We start from the raw sequence: 15,644 nt of genomic DNA on the forward strand, positions 1-15,644 counted from the left end.
AATGAAAATTTCCGAATTTGCAGTATGTACAGGCCTTAGTAAAGATACTATCCGGTATTACGAAAAAATGGATTTATTGCATCCAGAAATTAAAAATAAGCAGCGTGAATATAATAAGAAAGACATTGATATAGTTGAAACAATCCTTAAACTTAAACAAACTGGATTTTCACTCCAAGAAATCAAAATCCTTTTTGAATGGTCGGGAAATACTGATATAAATAAAAAACTCACAAAAAAAGAAATACAAAATCTTCTTGAGATAAAAGTTTTATTCCAGGAAAAGTATGAGCAGATGTTACAAAAAGAACATCAGATTAAACAAATAAAACAAGTATTACTAAATACTGATAACAAAATAAATCAGCTATTAGAGAAAAATAAAAGATAAATTTTTTTAGACATAACGATGTGTCGTATAGAAATTTGTTTTAATTTCTAAGCAACTAGCATAATGGGGTGATTACATAACAAACAAATGATGGAGGTGGTAGTGAGTGTATGAGATATGGCTAGACCAAGAAATCCGAAATGTTATAAAGCGTTTCAAATGTGGCTTGAAAGCAAAGGGCAAATGCTCCTAAAGGATATTGCAGAACAACTAGAATTACTCGATTCGCAAATACGTAAGTGGAAGAACCAAGATAAATGGGATGTCCATATGAAAGGTAACGTTACTAAACGAAATAACGCAAAGAGCCATGGCACACCAAGCAAAATCAGAAAAGGATGATGATATAATGCGATTTACTAATGAAACATTTAAAGCTGCAGTTCGAGGATTGCCTCAAACAAGCAGTAGACAAAAAGCTTATTGATAAATCTCATTTTAACGGTGAGTAGCATTAAACAACAAAGGCCCGTTACCAAAAAAGAGCATTAGGATATGAGGCAGAGAATCCGTATGCAAACGATATTATGGTTACCGATTATGATAATATCGGCATGCCAAGAGGTGGAGGTATTAGTGATCCAACACCTAAACAGGCATTCAGAAACAAAAGCATATTACCAGAACGACTAGTGAGAGAGTACCAAAATAAGATAGCATTCATTGATAAAAGTTCTAGCCATCTTAAGAGAGAGCGAGAAATTACTATTTTACACTGGAAGTTATCAGGTATGAAAACGAAACATATTGCTGAACTAGAGGGGATTACGGAACGACATGTACGTAGGATTATCAGCGAAATGCCAAAAGAATGTCCGAAATGTCTGTTGTTTCATAGATTTACCAATTTAATTGTATACTGTGAGGGAGGACGGCGCGGTAAAGGTTTCCTCCCCTGGTATTTACCAAAACCTAAATATTAGGGAAAGACAGACCGACGACTGACCTGCGCTGAATAAACTTGTTCGGAGCGAGACATACGTGGCCGGCACATATTTTTAAAGAGATAAGGCAATGCCCCAACTTACGTGTTTTGTTAAGAATAATATGTATAAAAATAAATCATTCCCTTGTTAAAAAGATCACTTAATATAGTGGTCTTTTATTTAGTTAATAAAAGCTAATTAATACATATAAGTTTAGTAAAATTGTCTATTTCATTTGTCCCTTCATTGAATAATGTAATAAAACAAGGAGGATGATAAAATGGGTTTCGACAGTTTCAATAGAAGTGAAAAGGAACCAACTAATAAAAGAATTAGCAGAATTCATGATGATTGCGAAGAAAGGTGTAATGACAAAAATATCCATCAAGGAGTACAGGTACCACAACAACCTGTAGGTATGGGGCTTCCAGGGTCTGCTTATATTTATGATACAACTTTACAACTAACTATCCCGAGTAATGGCCAAGTTACTTTTAATACAAATGGCAATATTACACCTGCAGGGTTTGTAACACATGTACCAGGAACAGCACCTATCATAATAAATCAAACGGGTACTTACCTTATTACCTATGAGTTGAATGTTGGAGGTGGCCCTAATGCATTTGCTCTTTTCAATGGCGACAACCAAATAGCTGGTTCCAATTATGGAGACTCTACTGGTAACTCAACGAAAAATGGTCAAGTAATAACAACTTTAAATGCATCAGATGTTCTTACATTAAGAAATATTAATGTCAACCCAGTTACTTTATTAAATAGCATTACTTTGGGCACACAAGTTATCAGTGCATCTATTGTCATTTTAAGATTAGCATAATGGTTTTATTGCGAGTCACATCTAATAAGGTGTGGCTTTTTGTATTTATAGATTAATTTTGTTTTTACAGTTTCGAATTTTGAAAGGAGTGGTTTATATGTGAACTTCGTCCACTTTCCATCATTTCAGTCAAACTTACTACATCCACAAAGTGCACGGAAATGCACTCTAAAACTAGAACACAATTCGTTACAAAATAACGTGGTGTCGCTCTACCACGAGTCGGAAAAGAGCTCTCGACAATAAAACATAGATAAATTAAACCTTCATCAGAACAAAGATGAAGGTTTTTATATCATGATATTATAATGGATTTTATTTTTTATACTAAAAATGGTTTAAAATTGTAATTATCATTATCCTTCGATAGTTATTAATGCATATTTTACAATTATATATAAAAATTTACATTTTATTATTCATATCAAAGGAGGAATTTTAATGAAGAAGAGTTTATTTATTGTCCCTGCTGTAGCAATCGGTATTTTCACTGGAGTTTCTAGTGATGCGTCTGCACAAGAGTTAAATTCTAATACTCAAGCTGCTGAAGCTCAAGTACAAGCTATTACTACTAGTAGCATTTATGATAATGCACCTGAATTAAAAAACGGTTACAAATTAAATAGTCAAACAAGTAATACATATCCTATACAACGTTACAAATTTTACTATGATGGAAATGATGGATATGCACATATTTTATTCCAACCAGAAGGTAATCAAAAGTTAAACGTTTTAAACGGTAACTTAATTTAGGCATTCTCCATTTCTAATTGTTTAATACGTGCTGTTAACGCCTCAACAGACCCTTCAGCTGGTATTGATTTCGTTGTTCTTTTTGTGTCTGTTTTCATGGATGGACGCCCCTTTTTCTTGGAAACAAGAGCATCATAACCACCAACTTCAAACTTTAATTTCCAACCCCGAATTAAGCCAGAAGATGAAATATTAAAGAGAGCAGCTGTATCAACTGAAGATGTACCTGTCTCGTTCATATAATTTTTTGTTAAAGGCAGCTAAAAAAGAAGGTGAGCAGTAATGGCTTACACATTTAAACAAACCTTCTTGCCAGCAAGCAAGTATTCAATTAAGGCAACATACACCATTGTGCCTCAATTTATAACTGTGCACAACACAGCCAATGATGCTACTGAAGCAAAGGAAATTGAATACATGATTAACAACAACAATCAGGTGTCTTATCATGTTGCTGTGGATGATAAAGAAGTAATACAGGCAATACCATTTTACCGAAGTGCCTGGCATTGTGGTGATGGTGGAGGTGACAAAGATCCGAACGCACTAAAGAAAAGCAACCGTACTTCTATAGGTGTAGAAATTTGTTACAGCAAAAGTGGTGGTGTTCGCTATGGAGTGGCAGAGGAAAACGCAGTTCAATACATTTCTAAGCTATTAAAGCAATTTGGTTGGGGCATTGAGCGAGTTAAGAAGCATCAAGATTGGAACGGTAAATATTGTCCGCACCGTATATTGGCAGAAAATCGCTGGAATAGTTTCTTGAAACGAATTGAAGAAACAATGAAGCCGATGGAAATAGGAAAACCAACAGAAAAGGATGAGGATATTATGAAATTCACTAACTCAACAACAAAAGGTGCGGTACGTGATTACATTAAACAAGCCGTGGATAAAAAGTTAATTGATAAGTCATGGTTAGATAAATTCGATGCTGGGACATTAACTGGTGGTGATTTTAAAGGATTGGAAATTATCATTGCTCAACGTAGCAATTAATGGCAAAAGCCCAGGTACTCATTAAATTGAGCCTGGGCTTAGTGTGTCCAATTTACAGTAAACTATTAAAGTATAGACTTTGAACAATTTTATTGCTTTTTTAAATTATTTCGTTAATTATGCGATTTATCCAATTAGTAACTAACCGATCTCTCTCTTCGAAAGCTATATTACTTTGCATCTTTAGATAGTGTAAATCTTTTTGTAGTTTGGGCAATTTTTCTCTTAAAGTGAAATTATTTTCAGATTCCTCGTCTATAAAAATTAATTTTTGGTCATTCACTAATGTTTGGTATACTCGGCCTGTATACTCTAGGTCATCAATATAAACATTAACATGCCCTCTAACCTTAGGGTGAACATAAACATGATTTCCTTTAAGTTTAGAGAGTGAATACATGAAAGCCTCTAATCTTATTTTATTAATATAAAATTTGTGGCCGTAATAGAGTTGTTTGTGTTTCTTTGGGTTAATATCAAATACCTCATATCTAACACAAATATCTGTTCCCTTAGGTCGTTTCTTATTAGTCCAATGAGAAAAAGGTAACAGCCGTTCTTTTACTAAATAATCAATATTACTATGATCCAAATCACACCCATAGCTTAATATAAAAACTTCTTCATGTTCATTCACTTAATCGGAGTCCCCCATGCAGGTAAGCTATTATGTCTTAAAAGTGTTTGTCCATGATGATATTCAAAACCATCATATTTAAGGTGGTAGTGCCAGTTAGTTACAGTTTTATTTTGTTCAAGGCCTACATGTCCTCTCATAATAGAATTACCATTTTTTCTGTAAATTTCAAAAATGTGTTCACCTTGTCTAATTCCATTTGCCCCAGAACCTTCTGGTCCTACGAATTTAGAATAGCCATGTTTATCAATTTCTTTTTCAGCTGCAGCTATCCATTTATCCTCAATTTTATCTTTTACTTCCTCACCAATCTCTTTTTTTATTTTATCACCCATTTTCTTTTTAAGTGCATCTTTAATCAATACTCTGATTAATACATTTGCTAAACGGGGTTGAATGTTATCATTGTTAGTTACATTCTGTGAAACAGCAAAGGCATTTAAAGTTACCGATGGATAATTAATATCATAAAAATATTTTAGTAATGCAATATTTTGATCTTCAAGACCATATGAATTAAGGACAGTAATATCAGCATTTTCAAGAAATAAACTGCTATGTTCAGAAATAATATCTAAACTTAATTGTATATCATCTTCTGTTAAATTTGTTTCTTGTCTAATTAAATCTAACCCATTTCGAGTGTTGGCAGTGCTAGTTAAAGGTAAAGTTAATTGAAGAATTAAAGTAAATATTATTATTATAGATAATTTGTTAAATATTTTTTTCATTTTTGACTCATTGTATTTCAATTTTATTAATATTCCGGAATATTAAGGAAATTATCGCATTTTAAATAATATTTTTAAATAATTTCCTTAAAGAAGAAAAATTCCTAATATTAACAATATTCTTTGTAACAAAAGAAAGAGTAGATGTGGTAACAATTGCATCTGGTTTTATGGGTGGTTCGGTAAAGGTCTATGAACGTGAGGGAACAGTGATTATTCATAGTGAAAATAAAAAATCTAGCCATGCAAGTATTTCGAATGAGAAAGGCAAAGTTAAAGAATGGGAAATTAGATATGCAATTGATCAAATTCTAAAACGAAATGTGACAGAAGTTAATATACGTGTCAGCGGAACTGGTATTGTCCATATTCGTAATAAAGTGGATGTCAATACACTTACAAACTAAAGAAAAGTCACTCATAAACATGAGTGACTTTCATTTATTATTTATCACAAGCTAATCCATCACCATCTCTATCTAGTCTAGATGAGTAACCAGGTTCTCCTCTTCTAATGTTCGAATAACCTGCTGCTTTAGCTTCTGTACAATTTCTGAAGTTTAAATTTTGTTGAGGGGTGTCTGTTGTAGGTGTCTGTTGAGCAGCTTCTTGTTTTTGTGCTTCTTCAAGCTTTTTTTGCTCTTCTTGTTGCTTTATCTCTTCTTGTTTTTTACGTTCATTTTCTTGTTCTTCTAATTTTCTTTGTTCCTCCAACTTCTTTTGTTCTTCAATTTTTTGCTCGAAATCTTTAATTTTCTGATCAATATCCTTTTCTCTTGCTTTTAAATCATTTTCTAATTTAATCAATTTGCTTTCTTTCTCTTCCAATTGCTCTTCTTTTTTAATTAACTCTTCTTCTTTTGCCCTATTTGTTCCACCAAAACACGAAGATAGTAAAACAATAATTACAAAAAATAAAGTAATAATGACACGTATTTGTTTAGTAAAATGATCGTTCTTCCACATTAAAAATAAACCTAATGGAAAGAAGATAATTAAAAAGAAAATAGTCCAAAACCTACTATGCATTACTAGAATCCTCCTGGGTAATTATGTATAAATAAAAATTTATTAATACTATTATACCAATTTATCACCAAATATGTATAATTATTTTGAAGTAGGTAGATTTATGAAAAAGTATTATTATCATTTTTAACTTTTATTCTAGTAATTGCTTTAGCTTTACCAGTTGAAACTGAAGCCTCACAAAAGAATTCAGCAAACGGTAGTGCAACAATAACTACAGAAAGTATCATTGACCAATTTAAAAAAGATGGATTGGAAGTCGGCGAAGTCTCCGATTTGCCTAATAAGGAATTCGGAAATGGTCGCAAAGAAGGCAAGCGTATTTTAATTCCTTCACTTGGTGAAGAATCGGGTGGAAGGTTGTTTATTTTCAAGGACGCTAATAAAGCTTAGCTCAAGCTAAAGGCTATTATGATGGATTGAGTAGTATAGGGCCTTTATTCTACTCTCATACACATCAAAATGCATTAATTTTATTACAAATGAATGGCGATATGAGCGATGTTGACTTTAAAAAGTACGCTGAATCAATCAATGACTTAGTTTCAGGAAAAAATACAATATCAACATCACCATCTACAGTAATTAAAAAAGGTGAAATGAAAGTTCATTTCATTGATGTTGGTCAAGGAGATTCTACACTTATCCAATCTCCTGATGGGAAAATAAATATTTTAGTAGATGGAGGGCCAAAGTCAGCAGGCAAGACTGTCGTTTCGTATCTAAAATCATTAGGAATTAAAAAGCTAGACTATGTTGTATCAACACATCTTGATGCAGACCACATAGGCGGATTAGTAGATGTGCTTAATTCAATTTCCGTGAAACACTATTGTTAATAGCGGGAAAGAGCACACTACAAACACTTATAGTCAACTTTTGAAGTTTATTGAAAGAAAAAATATCAATTATATCGAGCCTGAAATTGAACAACTCTTAATTGGAAACTGGACTTCTGATTTTTACCTACAGGTACTTTATGCAGATCCGTACGCCAAAGATACTAACGACGCTTCGATTGTTCTCAAAGTAGGGTATAAAGATGTAGAATTTTTATTAATGGCTGACGCTAGTACTGATCTAGAAGATTTACTAGTTGATTCATACGATACTTTAAAGGTCCAAATTTTGAAAGCCGGGCATCATGGTTCAAACACCAGTACATCATCCAAATTTTTAAAAGCAGTTAAACCAGAAGTTACTATATTAAGTTATGGTAAGGATAATAGCTATGGTCATAAACATAATGAGGTTTTAACTAATCTAAAGAGCGCGGGAAGTAAAGTGTATTCAACAGCTCAAGACGGTACAATCGTAATTACAACTAATGGTAAGACTTATTGTTGCTGCTAAGGAGTTCAACGTCCCAGAGTCAAAACCTTCTCAGCAGAAGCCTGAAACAAAACCTACAGAACCAGTCAAAGAATCCTATAAAAACTGTACAGAATTGCGAGCTGTTTATCCGGGAGGCGTAATGAGTGGTCACCCAGCTTATGAATTACAACATGATGCAGATAATGATGGTTGGGCATGTGAACCTGTAGAGGATAATAATACGAAAGATCCAATTTCTACGCCAACACCAACTACTCCAACAAAAGAAAGCTTTAAAATTGTACTGAACTTAGAAAAGTATATCCAGACGGAGTTAGCTCATCACATCCAGCTTATAAAAAGAAACATGATCGGGATGGAGATGGATGGGCTTGTGAAAGGTAAGTAAGATGAGCAATGATTTTATTTTGGGAAGTTTAGCAGGTGTATTATTTTGTGTTATTGTGTGGTTGGCAATCTGTGCAATATCAAAAGTGGATTTCAAAAAATTTAAAATAAAATTTAAAAGAGAAAATGAGTATTTTTTAGAAATATTAATAAATCTTTTTATAAATACGTTCATAATACTTAGCGTATCAGATAAATTGGATATTTTTAGATTTCCTTCCTATGTTACTCTAATAGCTATTTTAATTATATCATCTCGCACTGCACATTCAACCTTTGCAAAGAATGAAGAATGGGTAGGAAAGCTGTTAACAAGTGTATTTGCTAATGTAGGTATGTTTACATTTGCCATGGGTCTATTTTGTGTTATAGAAGGATGGAAAAGTTCGAGTGAATTGCTGTCATATGGGAGTGTATTAATTGCTATAAGTTCATTCGCAATGATGTTTTTCATTGCCTTTTTACAATTAATAGATATTAAACAAAAAAATAAAACAGAAGAAAATTAAAAATTTGTTAGAGACCACGCCGTAGGAGTGGTCTTGTTTTGAATTTAATTGGGACAATTATAAGTAATTGCTCATTACCCCAAAACAGTACACAATAAAGATTATTAAAAACAAAAAACCACGATATACTAAAAATGCTTGATGTTAAGGTAATTATTCTTTAGAAAAACAATTAATACATAGCCACTTGAATTCTGTGAAAAAACACACCACCTAGGTTGTCATAAAACACGCGAAACACTCGTTTATATAGCGAGTTTTTTACGTGAAAAAGTTGATATATAAATGGTTAATAGTAGTTCATTAAGATTAAAATTTTTATGGTCTTCTACAATTGGATATCAATAGCCTATCTGATCTTTATCGTTAAACAGATTTTGTAGCTTGTATTCTTTCTTTATAACGTAACACGTAATGATAATTGTAAGAAACACAAAGCAATATATATTAAGTGGGTCACTCATATGAATAAAATGAGTGATCCATTGTGTGTAAAAACAGATTAGTGTAACTGCTCGTGCATGTTTATTTATTAATCATAAAGTGGTACCCCACGGTACCCCAGATAGTACCCCACTTAAAGTGTTTATATGAGTTTATATGGATTTAAAATTCATATTAGAAAAATCGATATTTATTTTAAATACCAAGAAAAGCAACGCTCTATTTTTCACCGTTCTAATTTCCTCAGAGCAAAAACCCCACCAAATCAACATTTTTACGCTATAATGTAGGACGAGGTGAAGAAAATGTTTGTGAGTGAGAAACAGATTGAAATAAGGTATGCAGAGACCGACCAAATGGGTGTGGTGTACCATGCAAACTACATCATTTGGATGGAGATTGGACGCACACAGCTTGTAAGTGATGCGGGCTTTGAGTATGCCGCTTTAGAAAAAGACGGCTATGTATCACCAGTAATGGATTTATCTATTTCATATAAGGCAGCGATGCATTATGGACAGGTGGCAACTGTGCGCACTTGGGTGGAAAAGCATGACCGTTTACGTACAACCTATGGCTATGAAATTTTACATGAGGATGGCACGGTAGCAGCCACTGCTCAATCCGTACATATTCTAGCGCATAAGGATACATTGCGTCCGGTATCATTAAGTAAAATTGATCCTGCTTGGGATGCCAAATATAAAGAAATTGCTGTTGAGGCAAAATAGGAGAGCAACGAATGGAAATGTTTTTAGCGTTAGGCGCGATTTTAGCGTGTCTAGGTGTTGTTTTAGGTGCTTTTGGTGCACATGCACTGAAGGATAAATTTGCATCACCTCATTATGCTGCCATTTGGGAAACGGCTGTGCAATATCATATGTACCATGCTTTAGGGATTATTGGGCTAGGGATTCTATCTAATGAGTCTCTTTTAGGAAGTACTAGCCTGCTTTCTTGGGCTGGATATCTTATGTTTACAGGGATTATTTTCTTCTCTGGTAGCTTATATGTGCTAGCAGTGACAGGTGTGAAAAAACTTGGTGCGATTACACCTATTGGTGGGATGTTATTTATCGTAGCTTGGGTGCTTGTTGCGGTAGCAGCATTGGCTTAAAAGACGTAATGAAACGGGATAGTTCTTTATGATTCATATCATAGGAGCTTCTCGTTTTTTTACTCTTTCATACGATAAATGAAACAATTTGTCAGATAATGCGTATTACATAGTGTTTGTAGATGATAAAATAAGTTAAATATCAAGTTGAAGGTGGGAATTATATGGGTTTATTAAAAGCTGGGGTTGGCGCATTAACAGGTGTTTTAGAGGATCAATGGCGTGAATATTTTTATTGTGAGGCATTATCCGCAGATATCCTTGTAACAAAAGGAATGAAGCGTAATTCGAAACGTGGATCAAATAAAGGGAATGACAATATTATAAGCAATGGTTCGATTATTGCTATCAATGAAGGGCAGTGTATGATGATTGTAGAGCAGGGGAAAGTTGTAGAATTTTCTTCAGAAGCAGGGGAATATGTCTATGACACATCAACAGAACCTTCGATTATGTATGGCACAGACTTATCTCAGGGAATAATGGAAACGTTCAAGCAGATAGGTAAGCGTTTCACATTTGGAGGAGAGCCTGCGAAAGATCAGCGAGTTTATTATTTTAATAAGAAAGAAATTGTTGGAAATAAATATGGAACCCCTGCACCGATTCCCTTCCGTGTGATTGATCGCAATATTGGCTTAGATATTGACATCGCAATTCGCTGTCATGGGGAATATTCGTATAAAATTATTGATCCATTATTATTCTATACAAATGTTTGTGGTAATGTGGAACGTGAATTTACACGAGATACGATTGATAGCCAGTTAAAATCAGAATTAATGACGGCATTACAGCCAGCCTTTGCGCAAATCTCTGCAAGTGGTGTTCGTTATAGTGAAATACCGGCTCATACTGTTGCGTTAGCAGAGGCACTCAATAAAGTGTTATCTGAAAAATGGCTTGCCATACGTGGCTTAGCTGTTGTGTCATTTGGGATTAGTACACTGAAAGCTTCTGAAGAAGATGAAGCAATGATTAAACAACTTCAGCGTAATGCTGTGATGCGAGATCCAGGAATGGCTGCTGCTCATTTAACAGGGGCACAGGCAGATGCGATGATTGCGGCTGCTAACAATGATGGGGGAGCTATGGCAGGATTTATGGGCATGAACATGGCTACACAGGCTGGTGGCGTTAATGCTAGTCAACTCTATCAAATGAATGAACAAAATAAGCAAGCCCAAATGGCTCAAGCTGCTATGCAAGAACAGACAGCGAAAGCACCTAGTGCATGGACATGTGTATGCGGTCATGAAAATACAGGGAAGTTCTGTTCAGAATGTGGTGCAGCAAAACCAGCTGATGAGGGTTGGACATGTACGTGTGGAGCGGTCAATAAAGGGAAATTCTGTAGTGAATGTGGGATGAAAAAACCAGCAGGTGCTTTACTTTATGCTTGTGATAAATGTGGTTGGACACCAGAAGATCCTTCAAATCCACCGAAGTTCTGTCCGGAATGTGGAGATGTTTTTGATGAGAATGATGTCAAGTAAGGAGATGATGGCCTATGTCAATGCAAGAGGTTGAAAATGCCAAACAAGTGAAGCTTGACTTTGATGCTGAATGTCCTTCCTGTAGTGCATCGATTGAGTTTAATCCTGCAACAGGAAAGCTAACTTGTCCTTATTGTGGCTTTGAAACGGCAATTGCTACGCCGGAGCAAGAAGAGGAAAAAGTTGCCCAGGAAATGGACTTCTTAAAAGCAGAGGAACGTGGGAATTTTAATTGGGGCGTGGAGAAAAAAACAGTCATTTGTAAAGCGTGTGCAGCCGAAACGATTTACGATGCCTTGCAGGTTGCTGACAGTTGCCCTTACTGTGGTTCCAATCAGGTTATGGAGGCTACTGCTGATAATACGTTAGCACCAAATGGTGTATGTGCTTTTGAAGTAACGGATAAGCAAGCAGGGGAACATTTTCAAAAATGGATCAAAGGCAGATGGTTTACACCGAAAGCTGCTAAAATTAGCGCAAAGCCTGATGCCTTTAAAGGGGTTTATCTTCCTTATTGGACATTCGACTCCAAAACAAGCTCTAGATATTCTGCAAGATATGGACGACATCGAACAGTTACTGATAAAGATGGGAAAACTCATACTGAAACAGATTGGTATTCGACTAGTGGCTTTTATCAGGAATTTATCGACGACCACTTAGTAAGTGCAACAACACGTTACGATCGTGATATGATGCGAAAAATTGAACCATTTAATCTTTTAAATAATAAGGCTTATAAACCAGAATATGTAGCTGGATTTTTGTCAGAGCGTTATAGTGTTGGCTTGCAGGATGGGTGGAATCAAGCTAAAAGTGAAATTCATGATCATCTTCACGCGCAAATTTCCTCCAAAATTCGTTGGGAAAATAATGCGGATGTTGTATCAAATCTGCGTTTTTCCACCAACCATGATGATATTACATACAAATATCTAATGTTACCGATTTGGCTGTCTTCTTTTCGTTATAAGGAAAAGGTTTATCGTTTTATGGTCAATGGACAAACTGGGCGAGTAGGTGGAGATGCCCCTATTTCACCACTTCGTGTAACGATAGCTGTTATCATATCATTAATGGTGATAGCAATGATTTGGTATTTCTTTATGTCGGAATAATGACTAGCAGCACTCCTTTTTGGAATGCTGCTTTTTTCATCGATCCATCTTTGCAAAATTGATGACATTTGCCAAAGATCATTAAATACGATAGGGACTCAGCCGCAAAATCAACATAAAATTGACTTAAAATACTAGGTGTATGACTGAATTATGTGGAATGAACGGGCTATTCCCCTGCATTGTCATGGCCGTTTTATTAGTATGTCGCATAAATTATAGTGAGAGAGCAGCCTTGAAACAATGACATGTAGGTTTGTGTGAGAGCATAGAAATGATAGAGTAAAAATACAGCCTCCTATGTCTAAAAGTCATAAGAAATGGTGAAAATCGAACAATGGCTACAACTAAGCCAATCTAAAAAATTTAGGTTAGATTGGCCAAAAATTATGATAGGTGAAGTTGCGAATTTACTTTAAACCACTTATTATACAGACAGAGAGCATTTTTTTAGAAATTAATAGTAAGTGTAATGTTATTTTTGAATAACTATAAAAAGTTATTCATAATGGAGGTTTCGATGATGGACGCAATTGAAGTGTTAACAAATTTAGATCAAATACATGGGTATTATCAGCCGATATTTAGCGCAGATGCGCATACGGTGATTGCCTACGAAATTTCCGGACATCTACAAATTGAAGGGCAACAAATTAATTTAAAGGACTTCGTTAATAATGAAGATATTCCAGAAGAATATCGAATTGATATGGAGCATAAAATTTTACATGCAGCCTTAGCCAAAATTGATGAAATTGCATCAGATATTGATATTTACATTCCAAGTAATCCTAATTTATTGATGCAAGATTTTGGTGAAAGTCATTTTAATATAATCCAGCAATATATAGGAGAAGAAGATTTACATCGAATCGTTATTGTTGTATCAGAGCATCGTTTTATGGGGGATATAAACAAATTACACCATGCCCTTCGTTATTTTACGACGTTCGGCGTGAAAATTGCTGTGCAAGAAGTAGGAGCGGAAAGTCATTTAGAGCACATTGCGTTATTGGCGCCACATATTTTAAAGGTCAATACACGTGATTTAAATTATGATTCCTGGTCAGCACAATCGGACATGATTTCTGCCATTGGCAGCCTTGCTTATAAAATAGGGGCCAATCTTTTATTTGAAGATATTGAAACAGTGTATCAGCTACAATTTGCTTGGAAAAATGGAGGTCGCTACTATCAAGGGCCATATTTAGCAAATCCTTCAATGACCTTTGTCGATAAAGACATGTTAAAGGAACGCTTTAAAAAAGAATGCCAGCAATTTATTACGTCCGAAAAGAAAATGCTAGAGGCGCAATTTTTGCAGCTTAAAAAATTAAGGGATGAACTAGAGGCGATTGTTCACCGTGTCAAACCAACGAGTGACAATATCTCGCATTTAGAGTATTTAGCTGAACTACTGGATAACTACTCCTTTAGGCTATATATTTGTAATGAAGATGGATTCCAGTTAACGCCTAACGTTATGAGAATTGACGGCAATTGGGAATTGCAGCCACGAGCAATTAATAAAAATTGGAGTTGGCGACCGTACTTCCTACAAACAATCATTAAAATGCGCAATGATCAAAGTGGAGAGATCTCAGAATTATATCGTGATATTGAAACAGGAGAAATTACGAGAACATTTTCAATCGCCATCAACGAACATGAATATTTGTTTGTTGACCTTTCTTATGATTATCTTTATGAGCACAGTATTTTTAGATAAGCTTACAAATCCTAATATATCAATGGTTGTGGGGTATAACTTATGATTGTACCCCACTTTGTACACCAAATTTGATGTTTAAATGATTTATTCGATTTTAATCAAAGATGAAAGTACTTGAGTTGCCTTTAATACCTCATCAGCGAGGGAATGAGCATATACCCTCATCACCATTTCAGGAGTATCCCCAATGATTTTTGCAACTGTAGTTACAGCGGTTCCCTCTGCAATAAGAATACTTACAAATGTATGGCGAAGTATATGGGACGAGAAACGCTCAAAATTATGCTTCTTTTTTAAAGCGTTAAACATTTTAGATATATAATTACTGCTAATTGGTTCTAAATTGGCAGTAATAATTACATAATCATTGATCTGACCCCATATTCATCACGTGTTTTTGTTATAGATATGATGTTTTGCATAAAATCTATATCTTTCCACGTAAGGCCAGCCAATTCACCTTTACGCATCCCTGTAGTTGCTAGTGTAAGCAATATAACATGAGTAAAGCAAAATACGGGAACAAGAAAGTTATACACGACGGAGTTATATTCGATTCAGCGATAGAAGCAAAATATTATGTTCACTTGAAGCACTTACAAGCACAAGGTATTGTGACATCCTTTGAATTACAGCCAAGGTTTGTGTTACTGCCGAAGTTCGAAAAGAACGGAAAGAAATATCGCGATATTTGGTTATAACGCTGATTTCACAGTTCATTATGTTGATGGTCATACAGAAGTGGGTGACATAAAGGGAATGGTTACACAGCAATTCGAATTGAGGAAGAAGTTGTTCGAATACCGTTTTCCTCACTAATTAAAGCTTCTGACGTATTCAATGATTGATGGTGGTTGGGGGATAACACATGATGAACTTAAAAAGGCTAGGAAAGCAGGACCTGAAAGAGAAGCAATTAATGGGTAGGTGATATTGAATGGCAAGGAAAGAAGTAGAGTTGATACATCTTATTCACTGTCGAGGTTCATGAATCAGTTAAAGTTGATTTCACAATAAATCAGATTGGAACCTTCATAGCTATGTGGAATCAAGGATATCCAATTAACGAGATTGCTCAGAAACTTAACGCAAGTAAAGTGAGTGTGGCTTTGATTGCTATGGACCTTGAAATGGGCTGGAAGGATTGGGCCAAGGGCTGGTGGGTTGTTAGGGAAGAGGAAAAGTGGTTAGTTGAA

At 34.9% G+C, this 15,644-nt stretch carries 21 protein-coding genes and 3 pseudogenes; 18 read left to right on the forward strand and 6 right to left on the reverse strand.

Going from position 1 to position 15,644, the window contains the following annotated elements; translation table 11 throughout:
* Position 1 precedes the first annotated feature (1 nt).
* The 4 genes from SJW71_RS11160 (at position 2) to SJW71_RS11175 (ending at position 2,914) form a co-directional block, all read left to right on the forward strand.
* Positions 2 to 391, forward strand: coding sequence for a MerR family transcriptional regulator (locus SJW71_RS11160; protein ID WP_274793301.1), 390 nt, complete (start codon positions 2 to 4; stop codon positions 389 to 391).
* Between the two features lie 117 nt (positions 392 to 508).
* Entirely contained in the window at positions 509 to 733 is a 225-nt protein-coding gene (locus SJW71_RS11165; protein WP_274793300.1) for a phage terminase small subunit-related protein, read from the forward strand.
* Positions 734 to 1,597: 864 nt separating this feature from the next.
* Complete coding sequence (locus tag SJW71_RS11170; protein WP_274793299.1) at positions 1,598 to 2,158, forward strand: hypothetical protein; 561 nt, start codon at positions 1,598 to 1,600, stop codon at positions 2,156 to 2,158.
* A gap of 441 nt (positions 2,159 to 2,599) precedes the next feature.
* Entirely contained in the window at positions 2,600 to 2,914 is a 315-nt protein-coding gene (locus SJW71_RS11175; RefSeq protein ID WP_341386401.1) for a hypothetical protein, read from the forward strand.
* 2 nt (positions 2,915 to 2,916) lie between these two features.
* Here the strand turns inward: SJW71_RS11175 and SJW71_RS11180 are convergent.
* A pseudogene (locus SJW71_RS11180) lies at positions 2,917 to 3,159 on the reverse strand (helix-turn-helix domain-containing protein); the annotation flags it as partial.
* Between the two features lie 37 nt (positions 3,160 to 3,196).
* Between SJW71_RS11180 and SJW71_RS11185 the strand changes: the two are divergent.
* A complete protein-coding gene (locus SJW71_RS11185) occupies positions 3,197 to 3,913 on the forward strand; it encodes a peptidoglycan recognition protein family protein (RefSeq protein WP_341386400.1) in 717 nt (238 codons plus the stop codon).
* Positions 3,914 to 4,013: 100 nt separating this feature from the next.
* Here SJW71_RS11185 and SJW71_RS11190 read toward each other — a convergent pair whose 3' ends face one another.
* Entirely contained in the window at positions 4,014 to 4,550 is a 537-nt protein-coding gene (locus SJW71_RS11190) for a hypothetical protein (RefSeq protein WP_341386399.1), read from the reverse strand.
* Positions 4,547 to 5,281, reverse strand: a complete 735-nt coding sequence (locus tag SJW71_RS11195) for a YpjP family protein (RefSeq protein WP_431812149.1) — start codon at positions 5,279 to 5,281, stop codon at positions 4,547 to 4,549. Before SJW71_RS11195 ends, SJW71_RS11190 begins: the two co-directional genes overlap by 4 nt.
* 146 nt (positions 5,282 to 5,427) lie before the next feature.
* Here SJW71_RS11195 and SJW71_RS11200 point away from each other — a divergent pair, with 146 nt between their 5' ends.
* On the forward strand, positions 5,428 to 5,688 hold the full coding sequence (locus SJW71_RS11200) for a DUF1827 family protein (protein ID WP_322606532.1): 261 nt from the start codon (positions 5,428 to 5,430) through the stop codon (positions 5,686 to 5,688).
* Positions 5,689 to 5,725: 37 nt separating this feature from the next.
* On the opposite strand, the gene SJW71_RS11205 is transcribed toward SJW71_RS11200, so the two are convergent.
* Positions 5,726 to 6,310, reverse strand: coding sequence for an excalibur calcium-binding domain-containing protein (locus SJW71_RS11205; protein WP_322606531.1), 585 nt, complete (start codon positions 6,308 to 6,310; stop codon positions 5,726 to 5,728).
* Positions 6,311 to 6,729: 419 nt separating this feature from the next.
* Between SJW71_RS11205 and SJW71_RS11210 the strand changes: the two genes are divergently transcribed.
* The 10 genes and pseudogenes from SJW71_RS11210 (at position 6,730) to SJW71_RS11255 (ending at position 14,445) form a co-directional block, all read left to right on the forward strand.
* A complete protein-coding gene (locus SJW71_RS11210) occupies positions 6,730 to 7,149 on the forward strand; it encodes an MBL fold metallo-hydrolase (RefSeq protein WP_431812150.1) in 420 nt (139 codons plus the stop codon).
* 40 nt (positions 7,150 to 7,189) lie between these two features.
* Positions 7,190 to 7,663: a ComEC/Rec2 family competence protein gene (locus tag SJW71_RS11215; protein ID WP_431812151.1), complete on the forward strand. Its 474-nt coding sequence runs from the start codon at positions 7,190 to 7,192 to the stop codon at positions 7,661 to 7,663.
* Positions 7,638 to 7,835: pseudogene (locus SJW71_RS11220) on the forward strand (excalibur calcium-binding domain-containing protein); the annotation flags it as partial. The gene SJW71_RS11215 and the pseudogene SJW71_RS11220, both read left to right, overlap by 26 nt.
* 86 nt (positions 7,836 to 7,921) lie before the next feature.
* Positions 7,922 to 8,029 (forward strand): annotated as a pseudogene (locus tag SJW71_RS11225) (excalibur calcium-binding domain-containing protein); the annotation flags it as partial.
* Between the two features lie 5 nt (positions 8,030 to 8,034).
* Entirely contained in the window at positions 8,035 to 8,541 is a 507-nt protein-coding gene (locus SJW71_RS11230; RefSeq protein WP_431812152.1) for a hypothetical protein, read from the forward strand.
* Positions 8,542 to 9,290: 749 nt separating this feature from the next.
* A complete protein-coding gene (locus SJW71_RS11235; protein ID WP_004225136.1) occupies positions 9,291 to 9,716 on the forward strand; it encodes an acyl-CoA thioesterase in 426 nt (141 codons plus the stop codon).
* Between the two features lie 11 nt (positions 9,717 to 9,727).
* The gene (locus SJW71_RS11240) at positions 9,728 to 10,102 is read left to right on the forward strand and encodes a DUF423 domain-containing protein (RefSeq protein WP_274793273.1); all 375 of its coding nucleotides are present in this window, start codon (positions 9,728 to 9,730) and stop codon (positions 10,100 to 10,102) included.
* 164 nt (positions 10,103 to 10,266) lie between these two features.
* The gene (locus SJW71_RS11245) at positions 10,267 to 11,598 is read left to right on the forward strand and encodes an SPFH domain-containing protein (RefSeq protein ID WP_431812153.1); all 1,332 of its coding nucleotides are present in this window, start codon (positions 10,267 to 10,269) and stop codon (positions 11,596 to 11,598) included.
* Between the two features lie 14 nt (positions 11,599 to 11,612).
* Positions 11,613 to 12,716: a hypothetical protein gene (locus SJW71_RS11250; protein WP_322606526.1), complete on the forward strand. Its 1,104-nt coding sequence runs from the start codon at positions 11,613 to 11,615 to the stop codon at positions 12,714 to 12,716.
* A gap of 523 nt (positions 12,717 to 13,239) precedes the next feature.
* A complete protein-coding gene (locus SJW71_RS11255; protein ID WP_341386932.1) occupies positions 13,240 to 14,445 on the forward strand; it encodes an EAL domain-containing protein in 1,206 nt (401 codons plus the stop codon).
* An 87-nt stretch (positions 14,446 to 14,532) separates the two neighbouring features.
* On the opposite strand, the gene SJW71_RS11260 is transcribed toward SJW71_RS11255, so the two are convergent.
* A complete protein-coding gene (locus tag SJW71_RS11260) occupies positions 14,533 to 14,832 on the reverse strand; it encodes a tyrosine-type recombinase/integrase (protein WP_431812203.1) in 300 nt (99 codons plus the stop codon).
* Positions 14,805 to 14,987, reverse strand: a complete 183-nt coding sequence (locus SJW71_RS11265) for a tyrosine-type recombinase/integrase (protein WP_396631755.1) — start codon at positions 14,985 to 14,987, stop codon at positions 14,805 to 14,807. Before SJW71_RS11265 ends, SJW71_RS11260 begins: the two co-directional genes overlap by 28 nt.
* On the opposite strand from SJW71_RS11265, the gene SJW71_RS11270 reads away from it, so the two are divergent.
* Positions 14,949 to 15,149 (forward strand): DUF1064 domain-containing protein, encoded by a 201-nt coding sequence (locus tag SJW71_RS11270; protein WP_312506715.1) that lies wholly within the window; start codon positions 14,949 to 14,951, stop codon positions 15,147 to 15,149. The genes SJW71_RS11265 and SJW71_RS11270 overlap by 39 nt on opposite strands.
* On the forward strand, positions 15,091 to 15,267 hold the full coding sequence (locus SJW71_RS11275; protein ID WP_322610685.1) for a DUF1064 domain-containing protein: 177 nt from the start codon (positions 15,091 to 15,093) through the stop codon (positions 15,265 to 15,267). Before SJW71_RS11270 ends, SJW71_RS11275 begins: the two co-directional genes overlap by 59 nt.
* Positions 15,268 to 15,644 lie beyond the last annotated feature (377 nt).

It is taken from the genome of Lysinibacillus sp. FW12, assembly GCF_050817245.1.
GTDB classification, from domain to species: Bacteria; Bacillota; Bacilli; order Bacillales_A; family Planococcaceae; genus Lysinibacillus; species Lysinibacillus irui.

Bases quoted from the DNA above. Each gene is read 5' to 3' on its own strand.
- SJW71_RS11175 (WP_341386401.1), top strand. From the start codon at position 2,600: ATGAAGAAGAGTTTATTTATTGTCCCTGCTGTAGCAATCGGTATTTTC.
- SJW71_RS11185 (WP_341386400.1), top strand. From the start codon at position 3,197: ATGGCTTACACATTTAAACAAACCTTCTTGCCAGCAAGCAAGTATTCA.
- SJW71_RS11160 (WP_274793301.1), top strand. From the start codon at position 2: ATGAAAATTTCCGAATTTGCAGTATGTACAGGCCTTAGTAAAGATACT.
- SJW71_RS11250 (WP_322606526.1), top strand. From the start codon at position 11,613: ATGTCAATGCAAGAGGTTGAAAATGCCAAACAAGTGAAGCTTGACTTT.
- SJW71_RS11235 (WP_004225136.1), top strand. From the start codon at position 9,291: ATGTTTGTGAGTGAGAAACAGATTGAAATAAGGTATGCAGAGACCGAC.
- SJW71_RS11230 (WP_431812152.1), top strand. From the start codon at position 8,035: ATGAGCAATGATTTTATTTTGGGAAGTTTAGCAGGTGTATTATTTTGT.
- SJW71_RS11240 (WP_274793273.1), top strand. From the start codon at position 9,728: ATGGAAATGTTTTTAGCGTTAGGCGCGATTTTAGCGTGTCTAGGTGTT.
- SJW71_RS11165 (WP_274793300.1), top strand. From the start codon at position 509: ATGGCTAGACCAAGAAATCCGAAATGTTATAAAGCGTTTCAAATGTGG.
- SJW71_RS11170 (WP_274793299.1), top strand. From the start codon at position 1,598: ATGGGTTTCGACAGTTTCAATAGAAGTGAAAAGGAACCAACTAATAAA.
- SJW71_RS11245 (WP_431812153.1), top strand. From the start codon at position 10,267: ATGGGTTTATTAAAAGCTGGGGTTGGCGCATTAACAGGTGTTTTAGAG.
- SJW71_RS11255 (WP_341386932.1), top strand. From the start codon at position 13,240: ATGGACGCAATTGAAGTGTTAACAAATTTAGATCAAATACATGGGTAT.
- SJW71_RS11195 (WP_431812149.1), bottom strand. From the start codon at position 5,281: ATGAAAAAAATATTTAACAAATTATCTATAATAATAATATTTACTTTA.
- SJW71_RS11270 (WP_312506715.1), top strand. From the start codon at position 14,949: ATGAGTAAAGCAAAATACGGGAACAAGAAAGTTATACACGACGGAGTT.
- SJW71_RS11205 (WP_322606531.1), bottom strand. From the start codon at position 6,310: ATGCATAGTAGGTTTTGGACTATTTTCTTTTTAATTATCTTCTTTCCA.